This window comes from Actinomadura sp. WMMA1423 (genome assembly GCF_006547145.1).
GTDB lineage: Bacteria > Actinomycetota > Actinomycetes > Streptosporangiales > Streptosporangiaceae > Spirillospora.
In genome coordinates this window covers 7,862,785-7,889,229 of record NZ_CP041244.1, presented here as the reverse complement: position 1 = coordinate 7,889,229, position 26,445 = coordinate 7,862,785, and the positions used below count along the sequence as shown (strand labels likewise).

21 protein-coding genes and 1 other RNA gene are annotated in these 26,445 nt (G+C 73.2%); 10 read left to right on the top strand and 12 right to left on the bottom strand.

Annotation, left to right across the window (positions count from 1 at the left end; all coding sequences use genetic code 11):
- The first annotated feature begins 118 nt into the window (after positions 1–118).
- Entirely contained in the window at positions 119–1,429 is a 1,311-nt protein-coding gene (locus tag FKD65_RS36550) for a D-arabinono-1,4-lactone oxidase (RefSeq protein ID WP_141583478.1), read from the top strand.
- On the opposite strand, the gene FKD65_RS36545 is transcribed toward FKD65_RS36550, so the two are convergent.
- Positions 1,426–2,364, bottom strand: coding sequence for a hypothetical protein (locus FKD65_RS36545; protein ID WP_141583476.1), 939 nt, complete (start codon positions 2,362–2,364; stop codon positions 1,426–1,428). The genes FKD65_RS36550 and FKD65_RS36545 overlap by 4 nt on opposite strands.
- 435 nt (positions 2,365–2,799) lie before the next feature.
- Between FKD65_RS36545 and sepH the strand changes: the two genes are divergently transcribed.
- Positions 2,800–4,629: a septation protein SepH gene (gene sepH / locus FKD65_RS36540; protein WP_205718375.1), complete on the top strand. Its 1,830-nt coding sequence runs from the start codon at positions 2,800–2,802 to the stop codon at positions 4,627–4,629.
- On the opposite strand, the gene FKD65_RS36535 is transcribed toward sepH, so the two are convergent.
- Both FKD65_RS36535 and FKD65_RS36530 read right to left on the bottom strand, forming a co-directional pair.
- Positions 4,601–6,043 (bottom strand): PH domain-containing protein, encoded by a 1,443-nt coding sequence (locus FKD65_RS36535; RefSeq protein ID WP_141583474.1) that lies wholly within the window; start codon positions 6,041–6,043, stop codon positions 4,601–4,603. The genes sepH and FKD65_RS36535 overlap by 29 nt on opposite strands.
- Positions 6,040–6,600 (bottom strand): PH domain-containing protein, encoded by a 561-nt coding sequence (locus FKD65_RS36530; protein WP_240809770.1) that lies wholly within the window; start codon positions 6,598–6,600, stop codon positions 6,040–6,042. Before FKD65_RS36530 ends, FKD65_RS36535 begins: the two co-directional genes overlap by 4 nt.
- Before the next feature lie 317 nt (positions 6,601–6,917).
- Here FKD65_RS36530 and FKD65_RS36525 point away from each other — a divergent pair, with 317 nt between their 5' ends.
- Both FKD65_RS36525 and FKD65_RS36520 read left to right on the top strand, forming a co-directional pair.
- Complete coding sequence (locus tag FKD65_RS36525; protein ID WP_141583471.1) at positions 6,918–7,910, top strand: ATP-binding cassette domain-containing protein; 993 nt, start codon at positions 6,918–6,920, stop codon at positions 7,908–7,910.
- Positions 7,907–8,716: an ABC transporter permease gene (locus FKD65_RS36520; RefSeq protein ID WP_141583469.1), complete on the top strand. Its 810-nt coding sequence runs from the start codon at positions 7,907–7,909 to the stop codon at positions 8,714–8,716. The genes FKD65_RS36525 and FKD65_RS36520 overlap by 4 nt, the downstream gene beginning before the upstream one ends.
- A gap of 193 nt (positions 8,717–8,909) precedes the next feature.
- On the opposite strand, the gene FKD65_RS36515 is transcribed toward FKD65_RS36520, so the two are convergent.
- Positions 8,910–10,283 carry an NAD(P)/FAD-dependent oxidoreductase gene (locus tag FKD65_RS36515; protein ID WP_141583467.1) on the bottom strand — a complete coding sequence of 458 codons (1,374 nt, stop codon included), beginning with the start codon at positions 10,281–10,283 and terminating at the stop codon, positions 8,910–8,912.
- 394 nt (positions 10,284–10,677) lie between these two features.
- Here FKD65_RS36515 and FKD65_RS36510 point away from each other — a divergent pair, with 394 nt between their 5' ends.
- The 3 genes from FKD65_RS36510 (at position 10,678) to FKD65_RS36500 (ending at position 15,773) form a co-directional block, all read left to right on the top strand.
- Positions 10,678–11,262 carry a YbhB/YbcL family Raf kinase inhibitor-like protein gene (locus FKD65_RS36510; RefSeq protein ID WP_141583465.1) on the top strand — a complete coding sequence of 195 codons (585 nt, stop codon included), beginning with the start codon at positions 10,678–10,680 and terminating at the stop codon, positions 11,260–11,262.
- A 268-nt stretch (positions 11,263–11,530) separates the two neighbouring features.
- Positions 11,531–13,411: a hypothetical protein gene (locus FKD65_RS44575; protein WP_168221294.1), complete on the top strand. Its 1,881-nt coding sequence runs from the start codon at positions 11,531–11,533 to the stop codon at positions 13,409–13,411.
- A 103-nt stretch (positions 13,412–13,514) separates the two neighbouring features.
- A complete protein-coding gene (locus tag FKD65_RS36500) occupies positions 13,515–15,773 on the top strand; it encodes a bifunctional SulP family inorganic anion transporter/carbonic anhydrase (protein ID WP_141583463.1) in 2,259 nt (752 codons plus the stop codon).
- 44 nt (positions 15,774–15,817) lie between these two features.
- Here the strand turns inward: FKD65_RS36500 and FKD65_RS36495 are convergent, their stop codons facing one another.
- The 8 genes from FKD65_RS36495 to FKD65_RS36460 form a co-directional block, all read right to left on the bottom strand.
- Positions 15,818–16,021: a hypothetical protein gene (locus FKD65_RS36495; protein WP_141583461.1), complete on the bottom strand. Its 204-nt coding sequence runs from the start codon at positions 16,019–16,021 to the stop codon at positions 15,818–15,820.
- Positions 16,022–16,271: 250 nt separating this feature from the next.
- Positions 16,272–18,713 (bottom strand): glycoside hydrolase family 5 protein, encoded by a 2,442-nt coding sequence (locus tag FKD65_RS36490; protein ID WP_141583459.1) that lies wholly within the window; start codon positions 18,711–18,713, stop codon positions 16,272–16,274.
- Positions 18,714–18,828: 115 nt separating this feature from the next.
- A complete protein-coding gene (locus FKD65_RS36485) occupies positions 18,829–19,857 on the bottom strand; it encodes a hypothetical protein (protein WP_141583456.1) in 1,029 nt (342 codons plus the stop codon).
- A gap of 66 nt (positions 19,858–19,923) precedes the next feature.
- Positions 19,924–20,321: RNase P RNA component class A (rnpB, locus tag FKD65_RS36480), an RNA gene on the bottom strand.
- An 80-nt stretch (positions 20,322–20,401) separates the two neighbouring features.
- Positions 20,402–21,745, bottom strand: a complete 1,344-nt coding sequence (locus FKD65_RS36475) for a TrpB-like pyridoxal phosphate-dependent enzyme (RefSeq protein WP_141583453.1) — start codon at positions 21,743–21,745, stop codon at positions 20,402–20,404.
- Positions 21,746–21,796: 51 nt separating this feature from the next.
- The gene (locus FKD65_RS36470) at positions 21,797–22,900 is read right to left on the bottom strand and encodes a bifunctional RNase H/acid phosphatase (protein WP_141583450.1); all 1,104 of its coding nucleotides are present in this window, start codon (positions 22,898–22,900) and stop codon (positions 21,797–21,799) included.
- The gene (locus FKD65_RS36465; protein ID WP_141583448.1) at positions 22,897–23,640 is read right to left on the bottom strand and encodes a zinc ribbon domain-containing protein; all 744 of its coding nucleotides are present in this window, start codon (positions 23,638–23,640) and stop codon (positions 22,897–22,899) included. Before FKD65_RS36465 ends, FKD65_RS36470 begins: the two co-directional genes overlap by 4 nt.
- Complete coding sequence (locus FKD65_RS36460) at positions 23,637–24,458, bottom strand: Nif3-like dinuclear metal center hexameric protein (protein ID WP_141583446.1); 822 nt, start codon at positions 24,456–24,458, stop codon at positions 23,637–23,639. The genes FKD65_RS36465 and FKD65_RS36460 overlap by 4 nt, the downstream gene beginning before the upstream one ends.
- A gap of 195 nt (positions 24,459–24,653) precedes the next feature.
- Here FKD65_RS36460 and FKD65_RS36455 point away from each other — a divergent pair, with 195 nt between their 5' ends.
- From FKD65_RS36455 to FKD65_RS36445, 3 genes are read left to right on the top strand one after another with little or no spacing between them, the layout of a single operon-like run.
- Positions 24,654–25,124: a pyridoxamine 5'-phosphate oxidase family protein gene (locus FKD65_RS36455; protein WP_240809769.1), complete on the top strand. Its 471-nt coding sequence runs from the start codon at positions 24,654–24,656 to the stop codon at positions 25,122–25,124.
- Between the two features lie 45 nt (positions 25,125–25,169).
- Entirely contained in the window at positions 25,170–25,514 is a 345-nt protein-coding gene (locus FKD65_RS36450; protein WP_141583442.1) for a DUF6191 domain-containing protein, read from the top strand.
- 52 nt (positions 25,515–25,566) lie between these two features.
- Positions 25,567–25,965: a hypothetical protein gene (locus FKD65_RS36445; protein WP_141583439.1), complete on the top strand. Its 399-nt coding sequence runs from the start codon at positions 25,567–25,569 to the stop codon at positions 25,963–25,965.
- The last annotated feature ends 480 nt before the right edge of the window (positions 25,966–26,445 follow it).

Genomic DNA, 26,445 nt, shown 5'->3' with positions numbered 1-26,445 from the left:
CGGACGGTTGACCTGCCGTGGTTACCGGATCGTACGGTATCGCCGACTCTGTGCCCCCGTTCGGGCTCCCGAAAAATGTGAACTTTCCTCACGATCGATTCCTGAGTAGAGTCACCGCATGTCCCCAGCGACCAACCCGAAGTGGCAGAACTGGGCGGGAAACCAGCAGGCCGCACCGCTGCGCGCGACCACACCGCGCAGCGCCGACGAGGTGGCCGCCGCCGTCCGGTCGGCCGCCGGCGACGGCCTCACGGTCCGCATGACCGGCACAGGGCACTCCTTCACCGGCGCGGCCGTCGCCGAGGGCGTCCTGCTCCGCCCCACCGCGCTCACCGCCGTCCGCTCCGTCGACACCGCCACCGGCCTCGTCACGGTCGAGGCGGGCCTGCCGCTGCACGCGCTCAACCGCCTTCTGGAGGAGCACGGCCTCGCGCTGGCCAACATGGGCGACATCCAGGAGCAGACCGTCTCGGGCGCGCTGCAGACCGCCACGCACGGGACCGGACGCGACGCCGCCGGGCTCGCCTCCCAGGTCGAGGCCCTGGAACTCGTCCTGGCCGACGGCACCCTCACGACCTGCTCGCGCGAGGAGCGCCCCGACCTGTTCGCCGCGGCCCTCGCCGGACTCGGCGCGCTCGGCGTCGTCACCGCCATCACCTGGCGGACCGTCCCGGCGTTCCTGCTGCGCGCGCAGGAGGCGCCGATGAAGTGGGACGAGGTGCTCGCGCGCGTGGACGAGTTCGACGCCGCCAACGAGCACTTCGAGTTCTACTGGTTCCCCCACACCGAGGGCTGCCTGACCAAGCGCAACAACCGCGTCGAGGGCCCCGCGCAGCCGCTTTCCAGGTTCAAGCACTGGATGGACGACCAGTTCCTGTCGAACACCGTCTTCGGGGGCGTCAACAGGGTCACCCACCGGGCGCCCGCCACGGTGCCGTTCGTGAACGGCATCTCCGCCAAGGCCCTGGGGGCCCGCACCTACAGCGACACCTCGTACAAGGTCTTCACCAGCCCCCGCACGGTCCGCTTCAAGGAGCAGGAGTACGGGATCCCGCGCGAGGCGCTCGTCCCCGCGCTGCGCGGACTGCGCTCCCTGTTCGCCAAGCGGGACTGGCGGATCAGCTTCCCCATCGAGGTCCGGCTGCTCCCCGCCGAGGACGCCTGGCTGTCGATGGCGCACGGGCGCAGGAGCGCGTTCATCGCCGTGCACGTCTACCACCGCGACCCGCACGAGGACTACTTCCGCGGCGTCGAGGACCTGCTGACCGGGCTCGACGGGCGCCCCCACTGGGGCAAGCTCCACACCCGCGACGCCGCCTACCTCGAGAAGGCGTACCCCAGGTTCGGCGACTTCCGCGCCCTGCGCAACGAACTGGACCCTGACCGCCGCTTCGCCAACCCCTACACGAGGCAGGTCTTCGGCGACTAGCCGCCGGGGGTGGTGCGGGTCTGCGGGTCGGCGCCGCCCTGGCCGCCGTCCTGCGGGCCTCCGGTGGTCGCCGGGGGCTCCGGTGTCGTCGGCGCCGTGGTCGGCGGGGCGGTCGTGGGCGCCTGGGTCGGCTGCTCGGCCGGCTCCGACGTCCCAGGCGCCGGAGAGCTCGGGCCGCCGGAGGGGCTCTCGCCCGTGGGCGTGCCGCTCGGCGAGGTGCCGGGCTGCTCGCCGGTGCCGCCGGAGGGATTCTGCGAAGGCGTGTCGGCGGGGCGCTCATCGCCCCCGCCGCCGACGACCTTGGTGACGGTCAGGCCCTTGCCGCTCGCACCGCCGACGGGCTTGCCGGTGCCCGCCTCGTAGACCGTGATCCCGGCGATGACGACGGCGAACACCGCCGCCGAGGAGACGACGAGCTTCACCCAGTGCGCCTTGGCCCACTCGACCGTGCTCTGCCAGGCCGAGCGGCGAACGACCTGGCGCACCGCGTCCTCACCGGCCTCCTCGGCGAGCGCGGCGGCGACCGTCTGCGTCGGGTCCAGGCGCGTGGCGCCCGGATCGCCGCCCGGGTCGAGCCGCGTGGCGTTCGGGTCTCCCCCGCCGGGCAGCGGGTCGAACCGGGTCGCGTTCGGGTCGCCGGACCACACCGCGGTCCGGGTCGGGTCGGCGCTCCTCGCCTCGTCCGCGGCGCCCTCGGCCGCGTCCCGGCGGCGGACCGCCGACTGCAGGTGCGTCAGCTCCTTGATCTGCGCCCGGCCCTGGTCGAGGTAGTGCTTGCCGACCGCCGACCCCGCCGTCGAGATCACGCTCATCAGCGCCGCGCCGATGATCGTCCCGTACACGCCCAGGTAGGACGCGCCCAGGGCGGCGACCGCCGTCGCCGTCGCGCTGGCGATGAGCTGCGTCGTGCTCAGATCCGGCAGCTTGCGCGGCATCGCCTGAAATCACCCCTTGCCTCTCGCCATGGACACCCCGAAGAGGAACTGATCGGGAGCACGCGCGTGTTCCTGCCCACGACGTGACGCTCGCAACGTCGAATCGGCGGGAGGTTCGCGGCGCCGCCGGCGGGCGCCGTCGGGAACGGTGTGGAAAAGGATGGACAAGAATCGCGCAGAGCGCCCCCTCGCCGGTCGCGACACCGGCAAGCTTGGTCAGGTGCCCTCTTCTACCTCGTGAAGGGGGCTTCGAGAGCGGCGATGTTCGGACATGCCGGGTACGGTGCTGGCAGCAGGTGTGTCCGAAAGAGAGACTCGGGAACCCGGGGGAAGGGCACGCATGCGCCCTCGGTGGGCATCGGACGGCCGGCCGGTGAGAGCACGGCCGCGGTCCGGCGTCCTCCGTGCCGTCTGGACAGGGCAGGAAGGACACGCATGCAGGAGCTGCGCCTCGTCGCGGTCAGCGAGGACGGTACGTACCTCGTCCTGGCCACCGCGGGCCGAGGCACCCGGTTCACCCTGCCCGTCGACGACCGGCTCCGCGCCGCGGTCCGTGGGCACTTCTCCCGCCTCGGCCAGTTCGAGATCGAAGTGGAGAGTCCCTTGCGCCCCAAGGAGATCCAGGCCCGCATCCGGTCCGGGGAGACCGCGGAGGAGATCGCCGAGTCGGCGGGCATCCCCGTCGAACGCGTCCGCTGGTTCGAGGGTCCGGTCCTGCAGGAACGCGAATACATGGCCCAGCAGGCGCAGCGCGTCACCGTCCGCCGCCCGGGCGAGTCCACCCCCGGCCCGCCGCTCGGCGAGACCGTCGAGGAGCGCCTCGGCCGCGGCGGCGTCGACCTCGAAGAGGTCGAGTGGGACTCCTGGAAGTGCGAGGACGGCACCTGGCGCGTCCGGCTGTCCTTCTTCGAGGGCGGCCGCCCGCACGCCGCCGAGTGGACGTTCGACCCGCGCCGCCGCCACGTCACCCCGCTGGACGAGGTCGCCGCCCGGCTCACCTCCGTCGAGTGGGACGACGACGCGCTCTCCGACACCGTGACGCCCCTCGTCCCGCGCCGTCCCGCGATGAAGGTCGTCTCCAGCGACCGCGAAAGCGCGCCGCGCGACCTCGCGCCCTACGGCCGCGACGTCGCCCCGCACCCCCGCGACGTCGCCTCCCAGGAGCGTGGCATCGCCCCCGGAGGGCGCGAGTTCACCGCCCGCGGCCTGCCCGCCGAGTCCGAGCAGCCCGGAACGCCGGAGCCGCTGCGCGCCGCGGAGCCCCGCACCTACATCGTCGAACGCGGCCGCATGCTCGATCCCCGTCCCGCGTTCCGCGAGGCGCCCGAAACGCCCTCGCTGCGCGAGGCCGCGCTCCCCCGCCCGCCCGCACAGGGCCGTGAGGCGCCCCCTCCCGGCCCGCCGGCCGAGGAGGCGGCACAGACCGCGCCCCCTGCCGAGGTGCGCGCGGACGAGGCCGTGGCGCCCGGCCAGAGCGACGAGCCGCGCGACGCCGCCGGGTTCGAGCCCGCGGAGCCGGCCGAGGCCGTCGAGAGGCATGGCGAGGCCGCGACCGAAGCGGCGTCCGAGAGCGGCGAGGCCGAGGCGGTCGCCGAGAGCACCGCGCAAGAGGAGGCGGCGTCCGCCGAGGACGTCCAGAAGCAGGAGGACGAGGCCCCCGTCCTCGAAGAAACCGAAGCGGCGTCCGAGAGCGGCGAGGCCGAAGCGCCCGAAGAGGTCCGGCAGGAGGAGCACGCGTCCGGCGAAGCGGCGGAGGCGGCTCTTCCGGAGGAGGCGTCCGAGGCGGCCGGCGAGCTCGAGGCCGACGAAGCACCCGAGGTGGACGAAACGCCCCAGGCGGACGAGGCGCCGGCGGTCGCGGCGTCCCAGGCCGCCCCCTCCCCGGAGCGCAGCGAGCCCGCCGGGCCCGCCGAGGCGCCGGCGGCCGCCCGGCCCCGCGTCGAGGCCGACGCGCCGCGTGTCCCCGAGGGCGAGCGGGAGGCCGCGCCGGTCCGCAGGCCCGCGCCGTCCCGCGAGCCCGCCGCCGAGAGCAAGCCCGCGCCGCAGCGGCAGCCCGCGCGGCCGCCCGCCAAGAAGAAGCCCGCGGCCCGGCCCACCATGCCCGCCGCTCAGGACAAGCCGGCCACCGGCTCGCCCGCCGCCGCCGCTGCGGCCGCCGAGTCCTCGGCTCCGCAGCGTCCGGCCCGGCGCCGCAAGGCGAAGGGCAAGCGCGCCTCCGTCCCCTCCTGGGACGAGATCATGTTCGGTGCCCGCCGGCCCGAATAGGCTCGGTGCCGGCACCGGGCGGCCGGTCCAGGAACGGGGTCAGCCAGGCGGGGGTGATGGCGGCGGCGAGGGCCACGGCGTCCTCCTCGGACATGTCCGTCGCCGAGCAGCCCCCGTCCCCCGCGCCCACGGCGGCGAAGAGGGTGGCGAGGCCCAGCCTGCGCTGGAAGAGCGTCTGGCGGACCCGCCAGCCGATGACCGCCGAGTGCTCGACGACGACCTGCCGGCGGCGCAGCGAGCCCGACCGGACGGTGAGGCGCTCCCCGTCGGTGGCGTGGCCGAGCTGGCGGTAGCGGTCCAGGCCCAGCGGCACCGCGAGGACGGCGGTCACGGCGCACGCGCCGGCGACCCAGGGCTGCCCCGCGAGGACGGCGAGGACCGCGACGCCGGCCGGGACCGCCACGGCGCGCACGACCCGGCGGCTCCGCGCGGCCGGCGGGTGCGCGGCCAGCGGGCCCGGGACGTTCCCGACGACGCGGGCGGCGAGGGCCTCGGCGGCCGCCCGGGGAGCGGCGGGCAGCAGGCGCCCCCGCTGGGCGGCGTCCCCGAGCCCGGTGACGAGGGCGCCGAGGCGGGTCACGCCCGCCGCGCGCTCGAACGGGTTGTCGGCGAGCTCGACGCCCCGCAGCCGGCGCCGTTCGAGGGAGACGCTGCGGCGGGTGACGAGCCCGCGCTCGGCGACGAGGGAGCCGTCCCGCTCGTGGACGGTGAAGTCCCAGTTGAACAGGGTGAAGGCGATCACCGACATGACGGGCATGGCGACCAGCGTCAGGATGATCAGCACGAGGACCAGGGCCGTCGGCAGCCCCACCACGTCGTGGCCGAGGCTCTCCACCCGCTCCCGCGTGATGAGGCCGAGGTCGTCGCCGAGGTTGTAGACGGTGCCGAGGAGGCTGCCGGCCAGCGCGAACGGCGTCAGCAGGTAGGCGCCGCTGAGCGGGGCGTACAGGTACCAGCGCCGCCGCATGCGCCCGAGGACGCGCCTCGGCGGGACGGGGGCGTCGCGGGCGAGCAGGACGCCGCGCAGCCGCTCGGCCTCCGCGCGGGAGACCGCGTTCAACTCCCCCTCCCCGCCGTCCGCCCCGGCGTCGATCTGCACGACCGCCAGCCCGAGCAGCCGGTGCGGGAGCGAGGCGCTGATGTCCACGCCCCGGATCCGGTCGCGCGGGATGCTCTTGACCGACCGGCCGATGAGGGCGCGCCGGAACTCGATCCGGTCGTCGTGCAGGCCGTAGGTGAACGTCACCCAGTTGGCGACGTGGAAGAGCAGCCCGAAGCCCAGCCCCACGAGCGTGAAGTAGAACGCCGTGGACAGCCCGCCCACGAGCAGGCCCGTCGCGCCGGCGGCCAGGAGGGCGACGAGCTCGCGGACGGCGCCGACCACGAAGGTGAGCGGATGCAGGCGTGCGGTCACGTCGCGTCGTCGCGGAGGTCGTGCGCGCGGTGCGCGAGGTCTTCGGCGAGCCGCGTCGCCACGTCGACGGGCAGGCCCGAGACCTCCGAGGAGCCGGCATGGGAGGCGGTGCTCACCTCGATGGTGGCGAGGCCGAGCATCCGCTCGATCAGGCCCTGCTTGCTGTCGACGGTCTGGATGCGCCCCACGGGCACCAGCAGCCACTCGCGGCTGAACCAGCCCGTCCGGGTGTAGACGACGTCGGCGCTGACCTCCCAGCGGTGGACGCGGTACCGCCAGACGGGCGCGACCGTGACCATGAGCAGCCCCGCGGCGCCGACGAGGTAGGGCAGCCAGCCGATCCGACCGGTCAGCCAGCCGGGGAGCGCGTCCCAGCCCGCGTCGCCGGCCCAGGCGGCCACGCCGAGGGCGAGGCCGAACGCGAGCCCCCACAGCAGCAGGTACTCGATGGCCCAGTGCGCGATCGCGCGGGGCGAGACCCGGTGCTCGGGCGGCCGCAGCCGCGGCGGGTGCGGCCCCCCGCCGTCCCTCCGGCGACCGCGCCGCACCGACGTCACACCGCGAGTCTAGAACGCCCGAAGCGCCCTTCCGCCGTCCCGAGGCCGCGGAAAGACCGGTGAAGCGGCGGCACGATTCCCGGCGCGGCGTCGTTTCTGTCAGTAGCGCGTGCGAGATTCTCGGTACCTCACACGTGATCCGCCGCGCGCGAGATTGTCAGTGGGGCATGCAAGGTTTGTGGCGTGGTTCACGCTGCCGACAGAGCCCTGCCTGGGGCGGCGGGAAAAATCGGATGCACTTGACCCGGACTCCGCCTACCTTGCTGGTCCCCGGCCGCGGGGCCCCGGCGTCCGGCAACCGAGTCCTAGGAGATCCCATGACCTACGCGATCCAGGCCGACGGCCTGGAGAAGCGGTTCGGTGAGACCAGGGCGCTGGACGGCGTCTCCCTCACCGCCGAAGCCGGGACGGTCCTCGGCGTGCTCGGGCCGAACGGCGCCGGCAAGACGACCATGACCCGGATCCTCGCCACGCTGATCGAGCCGAGCGGCGGCACCGCCCAGGTCGGCGGGTACGACGTGGTGAAGGAGGCGCACAAGGTGCGCCAGCTGATCGGGCTGACCGGCCAGTACGCCGGGGTCGACGAGATGCTGACCGGCACCGAGAACCTCGTCCTGATCGGGCGGCTGCTCGGGCTGCCGCGCCGCGAGTCCAGGTCGCGCGCCGCCGAGCTGCTGGAGCGCTTCCAGCTGACCGAGGCCGCCGAGCGCGCGGCCAAGACCTACTCGGGCGGGATGCGTCGCCGCCTCGACCTGGCGGCGAGCCTCGTCGGGCGCCCGCAGATCCTGTTCCTGGACGAGCCGACCACGGGCCTCGACCCGCGCAGCCGCAACGGGCTCTGGGACATCGTCCGCGGCCTGACCGACGACGGCGTCACCGTGCTGCTCACCACGCAGTACCTGGAGGAGGCCGACCAGCTGGCCGACGACATCATCGTCATCGACCGCGGCCAGGCCATCGCGCACGGCACGTCCGACATGCTGAAGGCCCAGGTCGGCGGGCAGGTGCTGGAGGTCAGGCCGGTCGACGCGGCGAACGTGGCGGCGGTGGAGCGGATCGTCGGGGAGCTGGCCGAGGCCGTCCCGGAGGTCCGCGACGACCTGGTCAGCGCGCCGATCACCGACCCGCAGCTCATGCCGGCCGTGGTCCGCCGTCTCGACGAGGCGGGCGTCGCCGTCGGCGAGCTGTCACTGCGCAAGTCCAGCCTGGACGAGGTGTTCTTCGCCCTCACAGGCCACCACACCGACGACATCGACGCCGAGGCCGGCGAGCTGGAGAAGCAGGCCGACAAGGAAGGTGCCTCAGCATGACCACCGCGACGCTCGCGCCGCAGGAGCTGTCCAGGCGGATCGCGCCGGGCACGGCCGTGCGCAACACGGTCACGCTGGCCTGGCGCAACCTGGTCCAGATCAAGCACAACCCGATGGAACTGCTCGACCTGTCGATCCAGCCCATCATGTTCGTGCTGCTGTTCGCCTACGTGTTCGGCCCGCCGATGGCGGGCAGCGTCGAGGCGTACCTGCCGATCGTGATCCCCGGCATCATCGCCCAGAACGCCCTGTTCGCCGGGATGAGCACCGGGTTCGGGCTGAACACCGACATCACCAAGGGCGTCTTCGACCGGTTCCGGAGCCTGCCGATCGCGCGCAGCGCCCCGCTCGCCGGGCGGATCATCGCCGACACCGTCAAGCAGGCGTGGTCGATGGCGATCCTGCTGCTGGTCGGCTTCGCCATCGGCTTCCGGGTCGAGACGAACGTCCTGGCGGTGGGCGCGGCGTTCCTGCTGCTGCTCGGCTTCGCGATCCTGTTCTCCTGGACGTCGGTCTTCATCGCGATGAAGGTCAACGAGCCGGAGAAGGTGCAGATCTTCGGCTTCGTGGTGATCTTCCCGCTGAGCTTCCTCAGCACCGCGTTCATCCCGTCCACGAAGGGCATCCCCAGCTGGCTGGCGTTCTGCATGGACAACAGCCCGGTGACCCAGCTCGTGGAGGCCATGCGCGGCCTCCTGGTCGGCGGGCCCGTCCTGGAGCACGCCTGGATCGCGCTCGCGTGGGGCGTGGGCATCTCACTGGTCTTCGCCCCCCTGTCCCTGCGCGCCTTCAAAAAGCGCGCCTGACCAGCGGAGACGAACCACGGCGGCCCTGAACACGGCACGGCCCTGAACACGGCACGGCCCTGAACACGGCACGGCCCTGAACACGGCACGGCCCGGTTCTCCCTGGAACGGGGGACGCCCCGGCGGTCGGGTGACCGCCGGGGCGTCCGGAGCTGACCGGTTCAGGCACGTTCCACCGGTTCAGGACTGCCGGTCAGGCCGCGTTCTCGGGCGCCTTGGCCTTCGCCTTGGCGTCGTCGAGGGCCGCGAGCTGGAAGTCGGCGCGCGGCTGCTCGATGGTCGCGAGCGAGACGGTCTCGCGCTTGAGGAACAGCGCGAGCGTCCAGTCGGCGATGACGCGGATCTTGCGGTTGAAGGTCGGGACCATCGCGCCGTGGTAGCTGCGGTGGAAGAACCACGCGGGCCAGCCCTTGAGCTTGATGCCGAGGGGGTTGGCCACGCCCTTGTGCAGGCCGAGGCCCGCGACGGCGCCGAGGTTGCCGTGCACGTAGGGCTTGAGGGTCTTGCCGCGCAGCGAGCGGACGATGTTGTCGCCGAGCAGCTTGGCCTGGCGCACCGCGTGCTGGGCGTTCGGCGGGCAGAACTGCCCGTCCTCGGTGAGGTCGGGGATCGCGGCGTTGTCGCCCGCGGTGAACGCGCGGACCAGGCCCTCGATGGTGAGGTACTCGGTGCCCTTCACGCGGCCGCGCTCGTCCACCGGCAGGTCTCCGTTCCGCACGACCGGCGACGGCTTGACGCCCGCGTTCCACACGAGGGTGCCGGCCGGGAAGCTGCTGCCGTCCGACAGCTCGATCTGCCCGTCCACCGCGGACTGCAGGAACGTCTTCATCTTCACGGCGATGCCGCGGCCGCGCAGCTGCTCGGCGGTCCACTTGCCCATGTCCGGGCCGACCTCGGGCAGGATGCGGTCGGTCGCCTCGACCAGGATGAACCGCAGGTCCTGCGGGGTGACCTTGCGCATGTACTTGGTCGCGTCGCGGGTCATGTCCTCGAGCTCGGCGACCGCCTCGACGCCGGCGAACCCGCCGCCGACGAACACGAAGGTCAGCGCCTTGCGGCGCAGCTCGACGTCGTCGGTCGACTCGGCGATCTCCAGCTGCTCCAGGATGTGGTTGCGCAGGTGGATGGCCTCCCCGACGGTCTTCAGGCTGATGCCGTTCTCGGCGAGCCCGGGGATCGGCAGCAGCCGCGGCACCGCGCCGGCCGCCATGACCAGGTAGTCGTAGGAGATCCGCTCGGGCGGCCCGGCCAGCGGCTGGACGATGGCCCATCGCTCGTCGTGGTTCAGCTCGGTGACGCGCGCCTTGCGGACGGTGCACTTGGGCAGCACCCGGCGCAGCGGGACGACGACGTGCCGCGGGGAGATGTTCCCGGCGGCGGCCTCGGGCAGGAACGGCTGGTACGTCATGTACGAGTTGGGGTCGACGACGGTGACCCTGACCTCGCCCCTCCTCAGCTCCCGCTTCAGCTTCTTCTGCAGGCGCAGAGCGGTGTACATGCCCACATAGCCGCCACCCACGATGAGGATGTGGGGAGCGCCAGGGGTCCCCTCGGCGGTCCTGGCCATTGCGGCCCTCCAATGTCACGGTCGGCTTGTGAAGACATTCACAAACTAGCGGATGGAACGTGCCCTTCACCAACCAGGAACCAGGAAAGAACCGGTGAACTTCCCGTACAGGTAAACGAAGGGCCCGTATCGGGTGTGAAACCCGCCACTACTTCCCCAAAATCACCATGAGGTGGGGCAATGCGCGCATGACCAACGTCACAGGAGACCCGGCGGGGCGGCGGTTCCCCGAGGCGCGCCGAACCGCCCGTCCCACCCCCGAGAAAGCCCTATGGTTGGGGCGGACGAGGAAGGGGGCGCCGGCGGCGGGACGCGCGCGGCCGAGAGCGGGGGCCGGGACGACAGGCGCCCCGGCGGCGCGCGGCGTAGCATCTCGCCCTGGAGCGTATCGATGATGAGCAGAGACCGGCGTTCGGTCATGGCCGCGGTGGGCGCCCTCGCACTCGCCGGGGCGCTGGGCGGCTGCGGGCTGATCGGCCAGCCCCAGAACAAGAGCGCCGAGCTGTCGGAGTGGTTCACCGTGACCAGCCCCGTCTTCCGGGATGGGCGGGAGTTGCCCCCGAGGTACGGCTGCACGACGTACCCTGGCGGGCAGGGCAAGACCCCGCCGCTCCGGTGGTCGGGCACGCCGGCCGGAACCAGGTCGTTCGCGATCGTGATGGACGACCCGGACGCCTCCGGCGGCGCCAGGGTCCACTGGGTGATCGCGGGCATCGACGGAACCGTCAACGAGCTGGTCGAAGGCGCCCGGCTGGACCGGACCGTCGAAGGGTTGACCACAGGCAAGAAGGCGGGCTACTCGCCCCCGTGCCCGCCCAAGGGAGACAAGCATCGGTACCGGTTCACCATCTACGCGCTGGACGACCCGGCACCGTTCCAGAACGGCGCGGCCTTGAAGGACTCGCTCCCCGCCATCGCCAAGCACACGGTGGGACGCGGGCGCATCACCGGGAACTTCGGCGGCGAGCGGGCGCGTTGACCGTGGAGCCTGAGAGCACAGGGTCAGGGCGGACCCCACCGGGGGCCGGAGTCGTCAGGGGTGTGCGGGTCGGCGAAGTTGGCCGATCGGCACGCGCCGTGTGAGGGTAAATGTGCGCGAAGGGTGTGACAACGGTCATAGCGGTCGGAGAGAATCGGGTTAAGCCAAGGCGGCGGAAACCCGTGACTATCCGGACGCTGGCGACAAACGGGACGGACCCGCGGTCCGCGCTGGCGACTCTCGCCGGGCCAAGGCATTGGGTGGTGGCATGACTTCTTACATCGTGGTCTTCGGCCTCATTGTGGTCGTCGTCCTCGTGGTCGTCCTCGTGGCCCTCGGCCTGCGGGCCAGCAGGGCTGGGGGTGATGACGACGACGACTGGATGGACGACGAGCCGCAGAAGCAGCCGCGCGGCCGCAGGGCCATCCCCCCGCCGCAGGAGCAGATGGGCGGCCAGGAGGACTACGGCCCCGGCTACGACGACGGCTACGACGGCGGGTACGAGGGCGGCTACGACCGCGCTCCCGAGCCCGCCGCTCCCGACCGCCGCGTCGCCGGCGGTGGCGGCGGCCCGCTCGCCGCTCCCACCTCCGCTCCGGCCCCGTCCGCCCCGCCGCCCCCGCCTCCGGGCCAGGCGTCGGACGAGATGGAGGACGACGACTACTGGGCGACGATCACCTTCGACAAGCCCAAGTTCCCCTGGCAGCACGACGAGGGCGGCGCGCGTCCCGACGCCGGCCCGGCCGCCGACCCGCTGAACGCGCCGCAGGCTCCCCCGCCCGAGCAGCCGCCCGTCGAGCAGCCCGGCCTCACCCAGCCGGTCTCCTTCGGCCCCGACGGCAACGTCCTCAACGGCCTCGGCGGCGGGACCGGCCCGCAGCAGACGCCTCCGGGCCCCGGCGGCTTCCAGGGCGGCTCCCCGTTCCCGGCGGGCGACCCGAGCGCGACGTCGCTCGACCCCATCCCGGCCGACCTCGCCGGGCCGGGCGGCCCCGGACCGCAGAGCCCCTTCGGCGGCCCCGGCGCGCCCGACCAGCCGGTCTACGGGGGCCAGGAGCCGCAGCCCGCCTACGGCGCCGCGGACTACGGCCCCGGCGACCCGTCCTACGGCGGCCAGGACCAGTACGGCGGTGACCAGTACCCCGGTGACCAGTACGGCGGCGGCCAGGACCAGTACGGCGCGGACCAGCCGCAGTACGGCGTCCCCGAGCAGCCCCAGTACGGCACCCCGGAGCCGTCCTACGGCGACTACAACTCCGACCCGCTCGGCGGCCGCCCCGCCGCCGGTCCCCCGCCCGGAGGCCGCCAGGACTTCGACATGCCGCTCGGCTCGTCCGGCCCTGGCGGGGCCCTCGGCGGGGACCCGCTCGGCCTGCCCCTCGGCCGTCCCGAGGAGCCGCCCGCGCCGCCCGCACCGCCCGCCCCCTCCGCGCCCGCCGCTCCGGCGGCGCACGGCGGCCCCGGCGGCGGTTCCGACACCGACGGCCACAAGCTCCCGACCGTCGACGAGCTGCTCCAGCGCATCCAGTCCGACCGGCAGCGGTCGGCTCCGTCGTCCGACACGGGCGGTTCCTACGGCGGCTCCCTGAACGACCCGCTGAGCGACCCGCTCGGCACCGGCTCCTACGGGACGACCCCGCCCGGCGGCCAGGGCACCGGCAACAGCGGCCCGTGGCCGGCGCCGACCGGCGGCCAGGGCGGCTACGACGCGGGAACCGGATCCGGCCAGGGCTACGACCCCGGGATGGGCGCTCCGTCCGGGTACGGGCAGGGCCAGCAGAGCGACGGCTACCCGACCGCCCCCGCCTACGGCGACTCGCAGCGCTACGACGACCCGCTCGGCGGCGGCCGCGAGTCGTTCGGCGGGTTCGGCGGCGGCGCCGAGGGCGGCTCCGGAGGCGCCGGGGCCTACGGCGACTTCAGCGGCAGCAGCTACAACGGCGGCGACCCGCTGGCCGCGCCCCACGACCAGGGCACCGGCGGCTACAACGACCCGAACTCCACGCAGGCGTACGGATCGGGTTACTACGGCGGGACGTCGCAGCCGCAACAGCAGCAAGGCGGCTACCCGCAGGGCGGCCAGCGGGACGACAACCCCCCGTACAACTCGCGCCAGCCGGCCGACGACTGGGAGAACTACCGCCGCTGACCTCCGCACACTGAAGCGCGTTGGGCCGAGGGCCGCCGGATCCGTCCGGCGGCCCTCGTCATGTCCGGGTCGAGGCACCGCCGGCTCTGGTTGAATACAGTGTGTGACTATCAAGACACCGAGTGTGTCCACCATCCGGCGCGACCTGCTCGCCTCGTTCGTCGTCTTCCTGGTCGCGATCCCGCTCTCGCTCGGCATCGCTGTCGCCTCCGGCGCGCCCGTCGCCGCCGGGCTGATCGCCGCGGTCGCCGGCGGCATCGTCGCGGGCCTGATCGGCGGCTCGCCGCTCCAGGTCAGCGGGCCCGCCGCCGGGCTCACCGTCCTCGTCGCCGGGCTCGTGCAGACCTACGGCTGGCGCGCCACCTGCACGATCACCATGCTCGCCGGGCTGGTGCAGATCGTGCTCGGCGTGAGCCGGGTCGCGCGGGCCGCCCTCGTCGTCTCCCCCGCCGTCGTGCACGGGATGCTGGCCGGCGTCGGCATCCTGATCGTCCTCGCCCAGGTGCACGTGGTCCTCGGTGGCAGCCCCCAGCAGTCGGCCGTCGCGAACCTGCTGGAGCTGCCGGGGCAGCTCGCGCAGCCGCACACGCGGTCGGCGCTCGTGGCCGGGCTGACCGTCCTCGTGGTGCTGGGCTGGTCCCGCCTGCCGCGGATCGGGGCGCTCCGCCTCATTCCGGGCCCGCTGCCCGCCGTGGTCCTGGCCACCGTCCTCGCCTGGGCCCTCGACTGGCGGGTACCGCGCGTCGACCTGCCGTCCTCGCTGCTGAGCGACTGGGGCCCTCCCGTCATGCCGCAGGGGACGCTGTTCGGCATCACCGGCGCGATCCTCTCCGTGGCGCTCGTGGCCGCCGTCGAGTCCCTGCTGTGCAGCGTCGCGGTCGACCGCGCCCGCCCGGCCGGCGTCCCGCCCGCCGACCTCGACCGCGACCTGCTCGGCCAGGGCGCCGCGAACGCCGTCTCCGGCGTGCTGGGCGGCCTGCCGGTCACCGGCGTGATCGTCCGCAGCACCGCCAACGTCGAGGCGGGGGGCCGTACCCGGCTGTCCCCGATCCTGCACGGCGTCTGGGTCCTGGTCCTGGCCCTGGCCTGCGGGCCGCTCATCGAGCAGGTCCCGCTGGCGGCGCTCGCCGCGCTGCTGGTCGTGCTCGGCGTCCGCCTGGCCGACCTGTCACGGGTCCGCGATCTGCGCCACCACCGGGAGGCGCCCGCCTACTTCGTCACCCTCGGCGGCGTCGTGCTGTTCGGGCTCGGCGAGGGCGTCCTGCTCGGCATCGGGGTCGTGGCGGTGCTTGCCCTGCGCCGGCTGACCCGGCTCTCGGTCCGGACGGAGCAACTCGTCCTCTCCCCCGACGACGTCCCCTCCGCGCCGCGCTGGCACGTGGTCGTCGAGGGCACGTTCACCTTCCTCGGCGTCCCCCGCGTGGCCCGCGCGCTCCAGCAGATCCCGGCGGACTGCAGCGTCGATCTGGACCTCAACGTCGACTTCATGGACCACGCCGCGTTCGACGCCGTCCACCGGTGGCGGCTGGCACACGAACGCCAAGGGGGGAGGGTCGACATCGACGAGGTTCATGAGGCTTGGTATGAAAGAGCTGTGACAGGCGATATGTCCCAACCGGCCAAGACCCCGCCTCCCGCCCGCTGGTGGGCGCCGTGGTCGAATCGGCGGCGGCGCTCCGAGACCGAGCTCGACGCACCCGAGATGTCCCCGGCGGACGTCCTGCTGAACGGCGTGCGCGAGTACCACGGGCGCACGGCCCCGCTCGTCCGGCCGATCATGGCCGAGCTGGCGATGGAGCAGAAACCCCAGCATCTGTTCATCACCTGCGTCGACTCGCGCATCGTGCCCAACATCATCACCGCGAGCGGCCCCGGCGACCTGTTCATCAACCGCAACGTCGGCGCCCTCGTGCCCCGGCACGGCTCCCGGACGCCCGACGACTCCGTCGCCGCGACCGTCGAGTACGCCGTCAACGTCCTGGACATCAAGACGATCACGGTCTGCGGCCACTCCAACTGCGGCGCGATGGCCGCGCTGCTCGCCGGCGGCACCGAGGTCGAGCACCTGGAGGGCCTGTCGCGCTGGCTGAAGCACGGCAACCACAGCCTCGCCCGCTTCCTCGCCGAGGACCCCTCCGGCGACGAGCAGCCCCTCGCCCGCCTCTGCAAGATCAATGTGATGCAGCAGCTCGACAACCTGCTGACCTACCCGTGGCTCCAGGAGCGGGTCGACTCCGGCGACATCCAGCTCGTGGGCCTCTACCTGGACCTCGGGACCGCCACCGTCGAGGTCTTCGACCAGTCCGGCGGCACCTTCGCCCCCGTCGCGGACGATGCCCCGCAGCCCCGGACCCTGACATGAGGGCGCGGGCCGTCCCCCGGCAGGACGGCCCGCGCTCCAAGCTCCTACCAGCGCCCGACGAGCTCCTCGTCGCTGCGCCCGTAGTCCCGCACGTACATCCCCGTCACGCGGCGCGCCCGGCGCGAACGCCGGTCCGACGCCGGAAGGAACAGCGCGTCGCGCCGGCTGGCGCGCGAGAAGTCCCACAGGTACACCAGGCTCCCCAGCATCCCGGCGACCACGATGGCCACGAACACGATGACGATCATCATCGCTCCTTTCCCACGGGACTCAGCACCCCGGCCCCGCCGCCCTCACCGATCAGGGCGATCAGCTCGTACCTGAACGGTATGCGCCCCGTATGAAACCCTCTGTGTCCTGTGACCCGTTTCAAGAGAGTCTCTGTCCCCACCCCACACCCACGGGAAATTACACACCCGGCCGCCCGTCCCCTGGGAAGACGGGCTCCGCGCCCGCCCGACCGCTCGCAGGACTTCCGCTCGGCTCCCGCCCGCGGCCTCAGCCGATCGTCAGGCGGTACGAGCCGCGGGCACAGCCGGTGACCCGCCAGCCGCCCTCGACCCGCCGGGTCTCGACGCGGTCGACACCGGAGCCCGCGGGGGCGGGCCGGTCCTCCCCCGGCACCCAGACGTCCAGGCCGCAGCCGCCGCCCGACGCCCTCCCGGCCAGGGCGAACTCCCGGGGCCCCGCGGCCTTCTCCCCCGGCCTGCCGCCGGGCACGGAACGCAGGGACGTGAGGACGCCGGGCGCCGCGCGCGGGTAGGCGCGCGAGAGCTCCTGGACGGCCACCGCGTCGCGGGGCAGGAACCGGCCCGTCGCGCAGTCGAGGTTGTTGAGCCCGTCACCGGTCGGCTCGACGCCGTTCTGCGGGTCGCCGCACGCCTGCTTCCACACCCAGAACGCGCCGCCGATCCGGTGGCCGTCCTCCTTGCGGGCGTAGCGGCGCAGCTTCCCGGCCACCGCGTCCGCGTCTCCCCAGAAGCCCCATTCGCCGCTCCACACCGGCAGGTCGCGGGCGGCCCGCCGGGCGAGGACGAAGCCGTGCTCGACCGAGGTCATGACGGGCAGGCCGAGCGAGGCGTCCATGGTGATCGACTCGGCGTACAGATGGGGTGCGAAGACGATGTCGGGATCGGAGGCGAACGAGCCGCGCGGGAGCGGGTCGAACCCGGTGCCGGACCAGAAGATGCTCGGCTCGACGAACAGCGGGTGGGGCCGGGCCTCGGCGGCGCGGATCGCCCGCAGGACGCGGTCGTAGAACCGGCCGAGCAGCAGCGTCGAGGTCAGCGGCGCCTGCTCGCCGAAGCCCGGCTCGTTGAGCGGATCGAACCCGGCGACCGCGGGATCGGCGCCGAAGCGTGCGGCGAGCATGCCCCACGCCTTCACCAGGCGGCTCTGCACGCCGTCGCGGTCGTAGTAGAAGTTGGTGAACGCCCGGTTGCCCGCGGGCGAGATGTCGCGCCCGGTGAACTGGCAGCGGGGCGCACCGTCGGTCTTGGTCGCCCAGGCGGGCGCGCCGTCGTAGCCGTCCATCCTGGACGTGCCGAGGGGGCAGGAGGTTCCGGCGGGGGTGGGAGCCTTGCTCCAGCCGTCCTGGTGCATGTCGATCACCGTGTACATACCGTGCCGCTTCGCCCAGGCCACGGCCTGGTCGATCTGCCGCAGGTAGCCCTCGTCGTACCGGGCGGGGCGCGGTTCGATCCGCGACCACGAGACCCCGAGGCGCACCACGTTCAGGCCGAGCGCGGCCATCTGCGCGAAGTCGTCCTCGCTGAGGGGCAGCGCGACCGGGACGTCCGGGCGCGGCGCGTAGAAGTCGACCAGCTGGTTGACGTTCACCCCGCGCAGGAGAACCTGCCGTCCCTCGGCGTCGACGATGCGGGGGCGCTCTCCCCGGACGGCTCGAAGCGGCGAAGGCTCCGTCCCGCGGGCGACGACCGCGGACCCGGCGGCGGCCGGCTCGCGGGCGGCGGGTACCGGTTCCGGCCGCGCGAAGGCCACCGCTCCCGTGGTCGCGGCGAGGACGGCCGCGGTGAGGAGCGCGAGCACCGGGACGGTCCGCTTCACCGGCCATCGGAGAGCGCCGCGGGCGGCGAGGAGGGCGAGCAGGCCGGGCAGCCAGCCGAAGGCGATGCCGAACGACGCGCCCTCGGCGAGCCTGACCCACGACGCGGCCGGCGTCTGCAGCGGAGTGCCGGGCCCGTCCAGGACCACGAGCCCGGCGACCTGGACGGCGCCGAGCGCGAGGCCCGCCCACATCCCGGCCAGCCACCCGCCGAGGAAGGCGCCGGTGGCCCCGCGGGAGCGGCGAGCGAAGGTCCGCTGGGTGCGGGCGAGCGCGAGAAGGAGGACGAGCAGGCCCGCGGCGAATCCGGCCGCTCCGCCCTGCGGGGACGCGGACGGCAGCCCGGACGGCAGGTCACGCGACCAGTGCGACGCGACCCAGGGCCCGGTCACGGCGACCACCGCCACGCTGACGGCCGCGAACGGCCAGTGCGCCCCGTGCGCGGGCTCCTCGCCGCCGCGCTCGCCGGCGCGCCAGGGCAGGGTCATCGCTGCGGGCACCAGCCCGTACAGGGCCGCTTTCGGAACGGTGAAGCTCGTCGCCCACAGCAGATCGGCGACGTTCGCCTCGGGTGCGGTCGCCGCCTCCGCCATGACGGCCTTCGCGACCACGGCGGCCAGCACGAACCCCGCCCAGACCGTCGCGAACCGCGCTCGCCGTCCCAGATGCCCGAAGGCCGCGGCGACCAGCCCCGTGCCCAGCAGCAGCAAGGGAACGTAGACCGCCAGAGGCGCGGCCTGCCACCGGGCGGCCGGCATCCAGCGGCCGGGCGCCCCCAGCAGCGCGAAGTACCCGACCGGGTCGATCAGTGCCCCGCCGAGGACGAGCACCAGGACCGCACCCACGACCGTCGGCACGAGCCGCCGCGAACCCATGCGATCTCCTAGCGCCGGGGAGCGCCAAAATACATGAACAAGTCTCACATTTGCCAGACCTCGTCTGCATCCCCGCAACGAGCACCCGCCAGCGCACCGGTCGAGCGAAGCGCTCTCAACTCACCGTTTCACCCGTGATCGGCGGCGAATTGGCTCCGTGGCCGCGGGCGGCGGGGTGGATTTCGGCGGGTTTGATGGTGAGTTTGCCGATGTGGCCGGTGGTGGTGACGGCCCAGGCGGTGCTCGTCGAGCCGATCGCGGTGGCTATGGGGGTGTCCGGGAGGGCGGTGGCGTTGATCAGACGGCCTGTGGGGATGTCCCAGAGCTGTAGCGCCCTGCCCACTGTGCCCGCCAGGGCGGGGCGGCCGTGGATGAGCCCGACGGACGGGTTCTTCAGTTCGAGGTCGCCCAGCCCCGGTCCGCAGGGTTCCCGGCGTCCCAGGTCCCAGAGTTGGAAGTCGCGCCAGTCGACCTTGAACAGGGCCACGGGACGCAGGTTCAGCATCCAGGGCCCCCATCGGTACCCACGGACCAGAAATGGCGGGCCTACCGGTTTGTCAGAAGTCGGATCCCACAATCTGGTGATGTGTTCGGGGCCGTCATGGCTGAGCCAGAGACAGGGCCGTCCGCCGATGGACATCGGACTGGGATCCGCCCATCCCTCAGGTGCGGTCCAGATGCGGAGCACGTGGTCCCCGTTGCGCCATTCGCGGAACCTCGCGGTGCGTTCATCGCAGGTCAGAATGGTCAGGCGGCCGTCCAGGACCGCAGGGCCCACCTCGAAGAACGCGCCGTCGTCCTCGGGGACGGCGTCCTCGATGAACTCGAAGCCATTCGGGGTCACCCGTTTGACGCAGTACCCGCTGCCTCGGGGTCTCTTGTAGAGGATGTAGGTGCCGTCCGGGCCGCTGAAACCGGTGAAGTGGTCCGCGGGAGCATTCCACCACTGCTTGTAGTGGTAATGCGCGTCGATGACCTCGCCGGAGGCGGCGTCACGCAGATCCACACGGTTATGACCGTCGCTGTCGCAGTACATCCCGGTCAAGAAGATCCGGCCGTCGAGGTCGACGACCTGCAACGCGCCGGCGTCGTGAGCCGAGCGGTCTTCCGCGTGGCCTGGATGCGCCCAACGCAACTGTCGCATGGGGCCACTATCCTCCCGCCGCCCATGGGCATGCGCTCCAAAGCGGGCCGCAGACGGGAGAAGCGGCGGACGAGTCGGCCTGTAAGCCGGGTTCTGTGCCCGCCGTCCCTTGCGGGGCGGCGGGTGACGGCCATCCATCTCGGGCCGCCGTTGCCGGCGGTCTCCAGCGGTCTACCCGCAGGCTCGGGCGGGCCGCCCTCAGGCACCTGCGCGGGGCCTCTTGCGGGGGCCCCTTCTTGACCTTGCTCCGGGTGGGGTTTACCTAGCCGCCCACGTCACCGTGGGCGCTGGTGAGCTCTTACCTCACCGTTTCACCCTTACCACCGGCGGACCGGTGGCGGTCTGCTTTCTGTGGCACTGTCCCGCGGGTCACCCCGGGTCGGCGTTACCGACCACCCTGCCCTGTGGAGCCCGGACTTTCCTCGACGGGGATCGCTCCCCGACGCGGCCGTCCGGCCGGCTCGTCCGCCGTCCATCAAGGTTAGCGGGTGCGCGAGTGACTTGCGCGGCCGCTTGATCAAGGTCCGCAAGTTAACTCGCGGACCTACGGGAGGGTGCTCAGGGCCTCGTCCAGGCGGGTCTCCGGGAGGGTGTGGTCTTCCATGCTTCCGGAGAGGAAGCGGTCGTAGGCGGCCATGTCGAGGTGGCCGTGGCCGCACAGGGCGGTCAGGATCACCTTGGGTTCGCCGGTCTCGGCGCAGCGGCGGGCCTCTTCGACGGCGGCGGCCAGGGCGTGGGTGGGCTCCGGGGCCGGGACGATGCCCTCCGTGCGGGCGAACAGGACGCCTGCCTCGAAGCACTCGCGCTGGTGCTTGGCGGTGGCGTCGAAGATGCCCAGGTCGTACATGTGGGACAGCAGCGGGGCCATGCCGTGGTAGCGGAGGCCGCCCGCGTGGATCGGGTCCGGGACGAAGTCATGCCCGAGCGTGTGCATCTTCAGCAGGGGCGTAAAGCCGGCGGTGTCGCCGAAGTCGTAGGCGTAGCGGCCGCGGGTGAAGGACGGGCACGCGGCGGGCTCCACGGCGCGGATGACCGGATCCATGCGGCCCTGGAGCTTCTCGCGGAGGAACGGGAAGAACAGGCCCGCGAAGTTGGACCCGCCGCCGGTGCAGCCGACGATCAGGTCGGGGGTGTCGCCGACGAGGGCGAGCTGTTCGAGGGCCTCCTCGCCGATGACGGTCTGGTGCAGGAGGACGTGGTTGAGGACGCTCCCCAGCGCATAGCGGGTGTCCTCGGGCGCGGCGGACTCCACGGCCTCGCTGATCGCCATGCCGAGGGAGCCGGGCGAGTCCGGGTCGTCCGCGAGGATCTTCGCGCCGGACGAGGTGAGCGGCGACGGGCTGGCGTGCACCTGGGCGCCGAACAGCTCCATCATCGAGCGGCGGTACGGCTTCTGGTCGTAGGAGGCGCGCACCATCCAGATCTCGCAGTCCAGGGCGAACTGGGCGCAGGCGAACGCGAGGGCGCTCCCCCACTGGCCCGCGCCGGTCTCGGTCGTCAGGCGGCGGACGCCCTGGCGCGCGTTGTAGTAGGCCTGCGGGACGGCCGTGTTCGGCTTGTGCGACCCGACGGGTGAGACGCCCTCGTACTTGACGTAGATGCGGGCGGGGGTGCCGAGGGCGCGTTCGAGGCGGTGGGCCCGGATGAGCGGGGTCGGGCGCCACAGCCGGTAGACCTCGCGGACCTCCTCGGGGATCTCGATGTAGCGCTCCCCGCTGACCTCCTGGGCGATGAGCTCCATGGGGAACAGCGGCGCGAGGTCGTCCGGCCCGACCGGCTCGCGCGTCGCCGGGTGCAGCGGCGGGGGCGGCGGGGCGGGCAGGTCGGGAACGACGTTGTACCAGCGTCGCGGCAGCTTCGACTCGTCCAGCAGGATCTTCGTGTTCACAGTGGCCTCCCGGGTCGCAGGCTAGGGGCCCGGAAACCGGAAGGCCAGAGGTCAGGCGGGGAGGTGATGCGTGTCGTTGAAGACACGAAGAGTGGCGGGACCGTCGGCGTACCAGTCGATGGACGTCAGCGCCGCCACGTCGAGGTGCATCCGGTAGAGGGACGCCATGGGCGCGCCCAGAGCGTCCTTCACCAGGAGCTTTATCGGGGTGACGTGCGAGACGACCAGGACCGTCTGCTCGCGGTAGCGGACCTTCAGCTTGTCCAGGGCCGTGCGGACGCGCCGGGACACCTGGGCGAAGCTCTCCCCGCCCGGCGGCGCGGCCTCGGGGTCGGCGAGCCACGCCTTCAGCTCGCCTGGCCAGCCCTTGCCCGCCTCGCCGAACGTGAGGCCCTCCCAGTCGCCGAAGTCGGTCTCGCGGAAGCCGTCCTCGACCCGGACGTCCAGGCCGGTGACGGCGGCGACCTCGGCGGCGGTGTCGCGGCACCGGGACAGGGGCGAGGTGACGATCGCGTCGATCCCGCGGTCCTTGAGCGCGAGCGCGGCGGCGCGTGCCTGGGCGAGGCCGTGCGCGGTGAGCGGGACGTCGCCGATCCCGGCGAAGCGCTTCTCGATCGACAGCGGTGTCTCGCCGTGGCGCAGCAGGAGCGTGGTCGTGGGGGTGGACGAGGCGGGCCTGGGCGGCGGCTCGGGCTCGCCCGGCGTCTCCTCGACCTTGCGGGTCCAGTGCTCGCCGCGGGCGGCGGCGTCCATGGCCTCGTTGGCGAGCCGGTCGGCGTGCGCGTTGCGGTTGCGGGGGATCCAGCCGTAGGACACCGAGCCCAGCGCGGCGGCCAGCTCGCGGGCCTCCAGCGCCAGCGGCACCATGTCCGGGTGCTTGATCTTCCAGCGGCCCGACATCTGCTCCACGACGAGCTTGGAGTCCATCCGGACCTCGACGCGGGCGGACGGGTCGATCCCCGCGGCCGCGGCGAGCCCGGCGATCAGGCCGCGGTACTCGGCGACGTTGTTGGTGGCGTGGCCGATCGACTCGGCGACCTCCGCGAGCACCTCGCCGGTCAGCGCGTCGCGGACGAGCGCGCCGTACCCGGCGGGGCCGGGGTTGCCGCGCGAGCCCCCGTCGGCCTCGACGACCAGCTTGCGGCCGGCGCTCACAGACCCGACTCGGGCGTCCGGACGAGGATGCGGCGGCACTCCTCGCAGCGGATGACCTCGTCCTCGGCGGCGGCCCGGATGCGGTTCAGGTCGACGGTGTTCAGCGCGAGGTGGCAGCCCTGGCAGGCGCCCCGGAACAGCTTGGCCGCGCCGACGCCGCCGAACTGGCCGCGCAGCTTCTCGTAGAGGCCGAGCAGGTCGTCGGGGACGTCCTTGGCGACGGCGGTGCGCGCGGCGCTCGACGCCCCGGCCTCGTCGTCGATCTCCCGCTGGGCGGCGTCGCGGCGCTCGGCGAGCGCGGCCAGCTCCTGCTCCGCGGCGGTCCGCTCGGACTGCAGCGCCGAGACCCGGCCCTCCGCCTCCTCGGTCCGCTCCATGATCTCCAGCACGACCTCCTCCAGGTCGGACTGGCGGCGCTGCAGCGACTCGATCTCGGCCTGCAGGCTGCTGAGGTCCTTGGCGGAGGTCACCTGCCCCGAGTCGAGGCGCCCCCGGTCCCGGTCGGAGCGGGTGCGGACCTGGTCGACGTCCTGCTCGGCCTTCTTCTGCTCCCGCCGCAGGTCGCCGACCTCCGTCTCGGCCGCCACGATCGCGTCGCGCAGCTCGGTCAGGCGGCCCTCGAACCGCTCGATCTCCGCCAGCTCCGGCAGGGTGCGGCGGCGGTGCGCCAGCCGGTCGAGGGAGCTGTCGAGGTCCTGCAGGTCGATCAGGCGAAGCTGGGCTTGCGGTGCGGCTTTCACTTGGCTCCTTCGTCGTGAAGGGTCCACGCGTCGGTGACGAGCGTGGACACCCGGGTCTCCAACTTGCCCGCTTCCGGGGACGACTCGGCCAGGAGCCGCTCGGCGTCGGCGAGCCAGGGCCACTCGGTCGCCCAGTGCGCGGCGTCCACCAGGGCGGGGCCGCCGTGCTCGGCGAACTCCGACGCGGGGTGGTGGCGCAGGTCGGCGGTGAGGTAGGCATCGACACCGGCGGCCCGCGCGGTGCCGAGCAGGGAGTCGCCGGCGCCGCCGCAGACGGCGACCGTGCGGACGGTGCGGTCCGGGTCGCCGGACGCCCGCACCCCCCAGGCGGTGGACGGCAGCCCCGCGGCGGCGCGGCGGGTGAACTCCCGCAGCGGGACCGGTTCGTCCAGTTCCCCGATGCGGCCGAGGCCGCGGGCCGGGTCGTCGTCGGCGGGGACCATCGGGCGCAGGTCGCCGGTGAGGCCGGCCGCCCGCGCCAGCGCGTCCGACACCCCGGGGGCGGCCCGGTCGGCGTTGGTGTGCGCGGTGTGCAGCGCGATCCCATTGGTGATCATGCGGTGGACGAGCCGGCCCTTGGGCGTGGTGGCGGCGACCGAGTGCACCCCGCGCAGCAGCAGCGGATGGTGCGTGACCACCAGGTCGGCCTCCCACTCCAGCGCCTCGTCGACCACGGTGGCGACGGGGTCGACCGCGAACAGCACCCGCCGCACCTCCTGGGCGGGATCGCCGCAGACGAGGCCCACGGCGTCCCAGGACTCCGCCCATGCGGGTGGATAGAGATCCTCCAGGGCGGAGATGACATGGGATAGGCGCACGTCCCGCAGGCTACCGCGCCTCGGCGCTCCCAACGAGCCACCGAGCGTCACCCTGGGATGCCAAGGTCTGTAACGATATGGGACGGGACAGTGCACGACCGAGGGAGGAACGCCATGTCGGCCGCCGGCGCCGCCGCGGAACCGGAGCCCATCCAGCCCATCCGACCCGTCGAACCTAAGGCGGAACGTCCGTACATGCCGGGTTACGGCATCCAGGGGCCGCACGAGGGGAGCGGCCTGCTGCCGTGGTCCTGGGCCGTGGAGCGGCTGCGGGCCGCCCGCAACTTCTGGGTGTCCACGGTCCGGCCGGACGGGCGCCCGCACTCGATGCCGGTGTGGGGCGCCTGGTCCGGGGAGGCGCTGCTGTTCAGCAGCGCGGCCCCGTCCCGCAAGATGGTGAACCTGCGGGCGAACCCGCAGGTCGTGGTCACCACGGAGGAGGCCGAGAACCCCGTGGTCATCGAGGGGCGCGCCGAGATCCTGACCGAACCGCGCGATCTACAGCGGTTCATCGACCTGGTCAACTCCAAGTACGCCACGCGCTATCGTGTCGATTTCCTGGACCCGGAGGTGAACGCCACCGTCGCGGTGCGGCCACAGTCGGTGTTCGGGCTCCGCCAGGGAGATTTCACTGGTTCTCCCACCCGGTGGTCGTTCGTAACCTGAATGTCCGCTGGGATCATTCTGGAGACTCATCGCGTTGGAGAGTGTGTGAAGTCACCCTTTCGCCGCCGCAAGCGCGTCAAGGGCCGTCCGATGGGCCACCGCCCGGACGCGGCCGAGCCGGAGGCCATCGAGTGGCCCCGCGAGGGGACGGGAAAGTCGTCCCTGATGGGGGCCATCCGGGGCGACGGCGAGACCGGCGCCGGTTTCGGCGGCGGCATGTTCGAGGACCTCGCCTCCGCCTTCGAGGGCTCCAAGAAGGTCAAGCAGGAGGAGCAGGAGCGGCAGAAGGTGCTGCGCCAGGACGACCACGAGCAGACCGGATCCGGCAACGTCCGCGACGACCTGGACTCCGGCAGGATCCGGATCCGGCGCAACCCGCCGCCCGTGTGACCGCTCCGGATCGTTCTCGAACATAGGTTCGAGTCCGGGTTATCCTGCCCTCGTGAGCACCTACGTTCCGCCCGGCTGGCCCTCGCAGGTGCATCCACCGGGCACCGACCGTTTCGAGGACACCGCCCTCGCCTGGCTGCTCGAGCTCGTCCCGCCCGAGTACCGGCGCTACGGCGTCCTGCGCCGCTACCCACTCGCCCTCGCCCGGATGGCCCGCCACCACGTCGACGCGTCCGTGGAGGCGGCCCGGGAGGGCTTCCGCACGGCCCGCGTCGATCTCGGGGCCGTCGTCCCCCCGCACGGCATCGAGTCCGTCCTGGACGCCTACCGCCGCGAGGGCGCCCGCCTCGTCGCGCTCCTCCAGGCGATCGAACTCGTCGAGACGGCCCTGCGCGGCCTCGCCGAGCCGGACGATCCCACCCATCGACGCCCCTTCACCCCCAAGCTGTGACCGGCGTGTTGACGCTGTGTCGTGGCGTGCGCAAGCCTTGATCTGTTCCTTACGGGAGGCGGGGTTCCGGTGAGCGCACCACCTGGGTGGTACCCAGACCCGGAGTTGATGGGCCGCGAACGCTACTGGGACGGCCAGACCTGGACCGGGCGGTCGCGCCGCTTCGACTCCCGCGCCCGCCGCCGCGCCTCCCTGAGCGCCGACCCGCCCCCCGAGGCCGCCCCACCGCGCCCCGCGCCCCCGCGCCCCCCGGCTCCGCAACCGCCGGCCGCCTCACCGCAGCCGCCGCAAAGGCAGGAGTCACCTCCCCCCACGGCGACACCTCCACCCGCGCACACCCCGGCGCCGCGAACACCCACGGCGCCACCACAGCCGCGCCCTTCCGAGCCACCGCAGACGCCGCCGCCCCCGAGCGGGCCGGCCTCGCCCCCCACCCCGGCGCCACCAAAGCCCCCGCCCTTCCCCCAGCCGCTTCGCTCC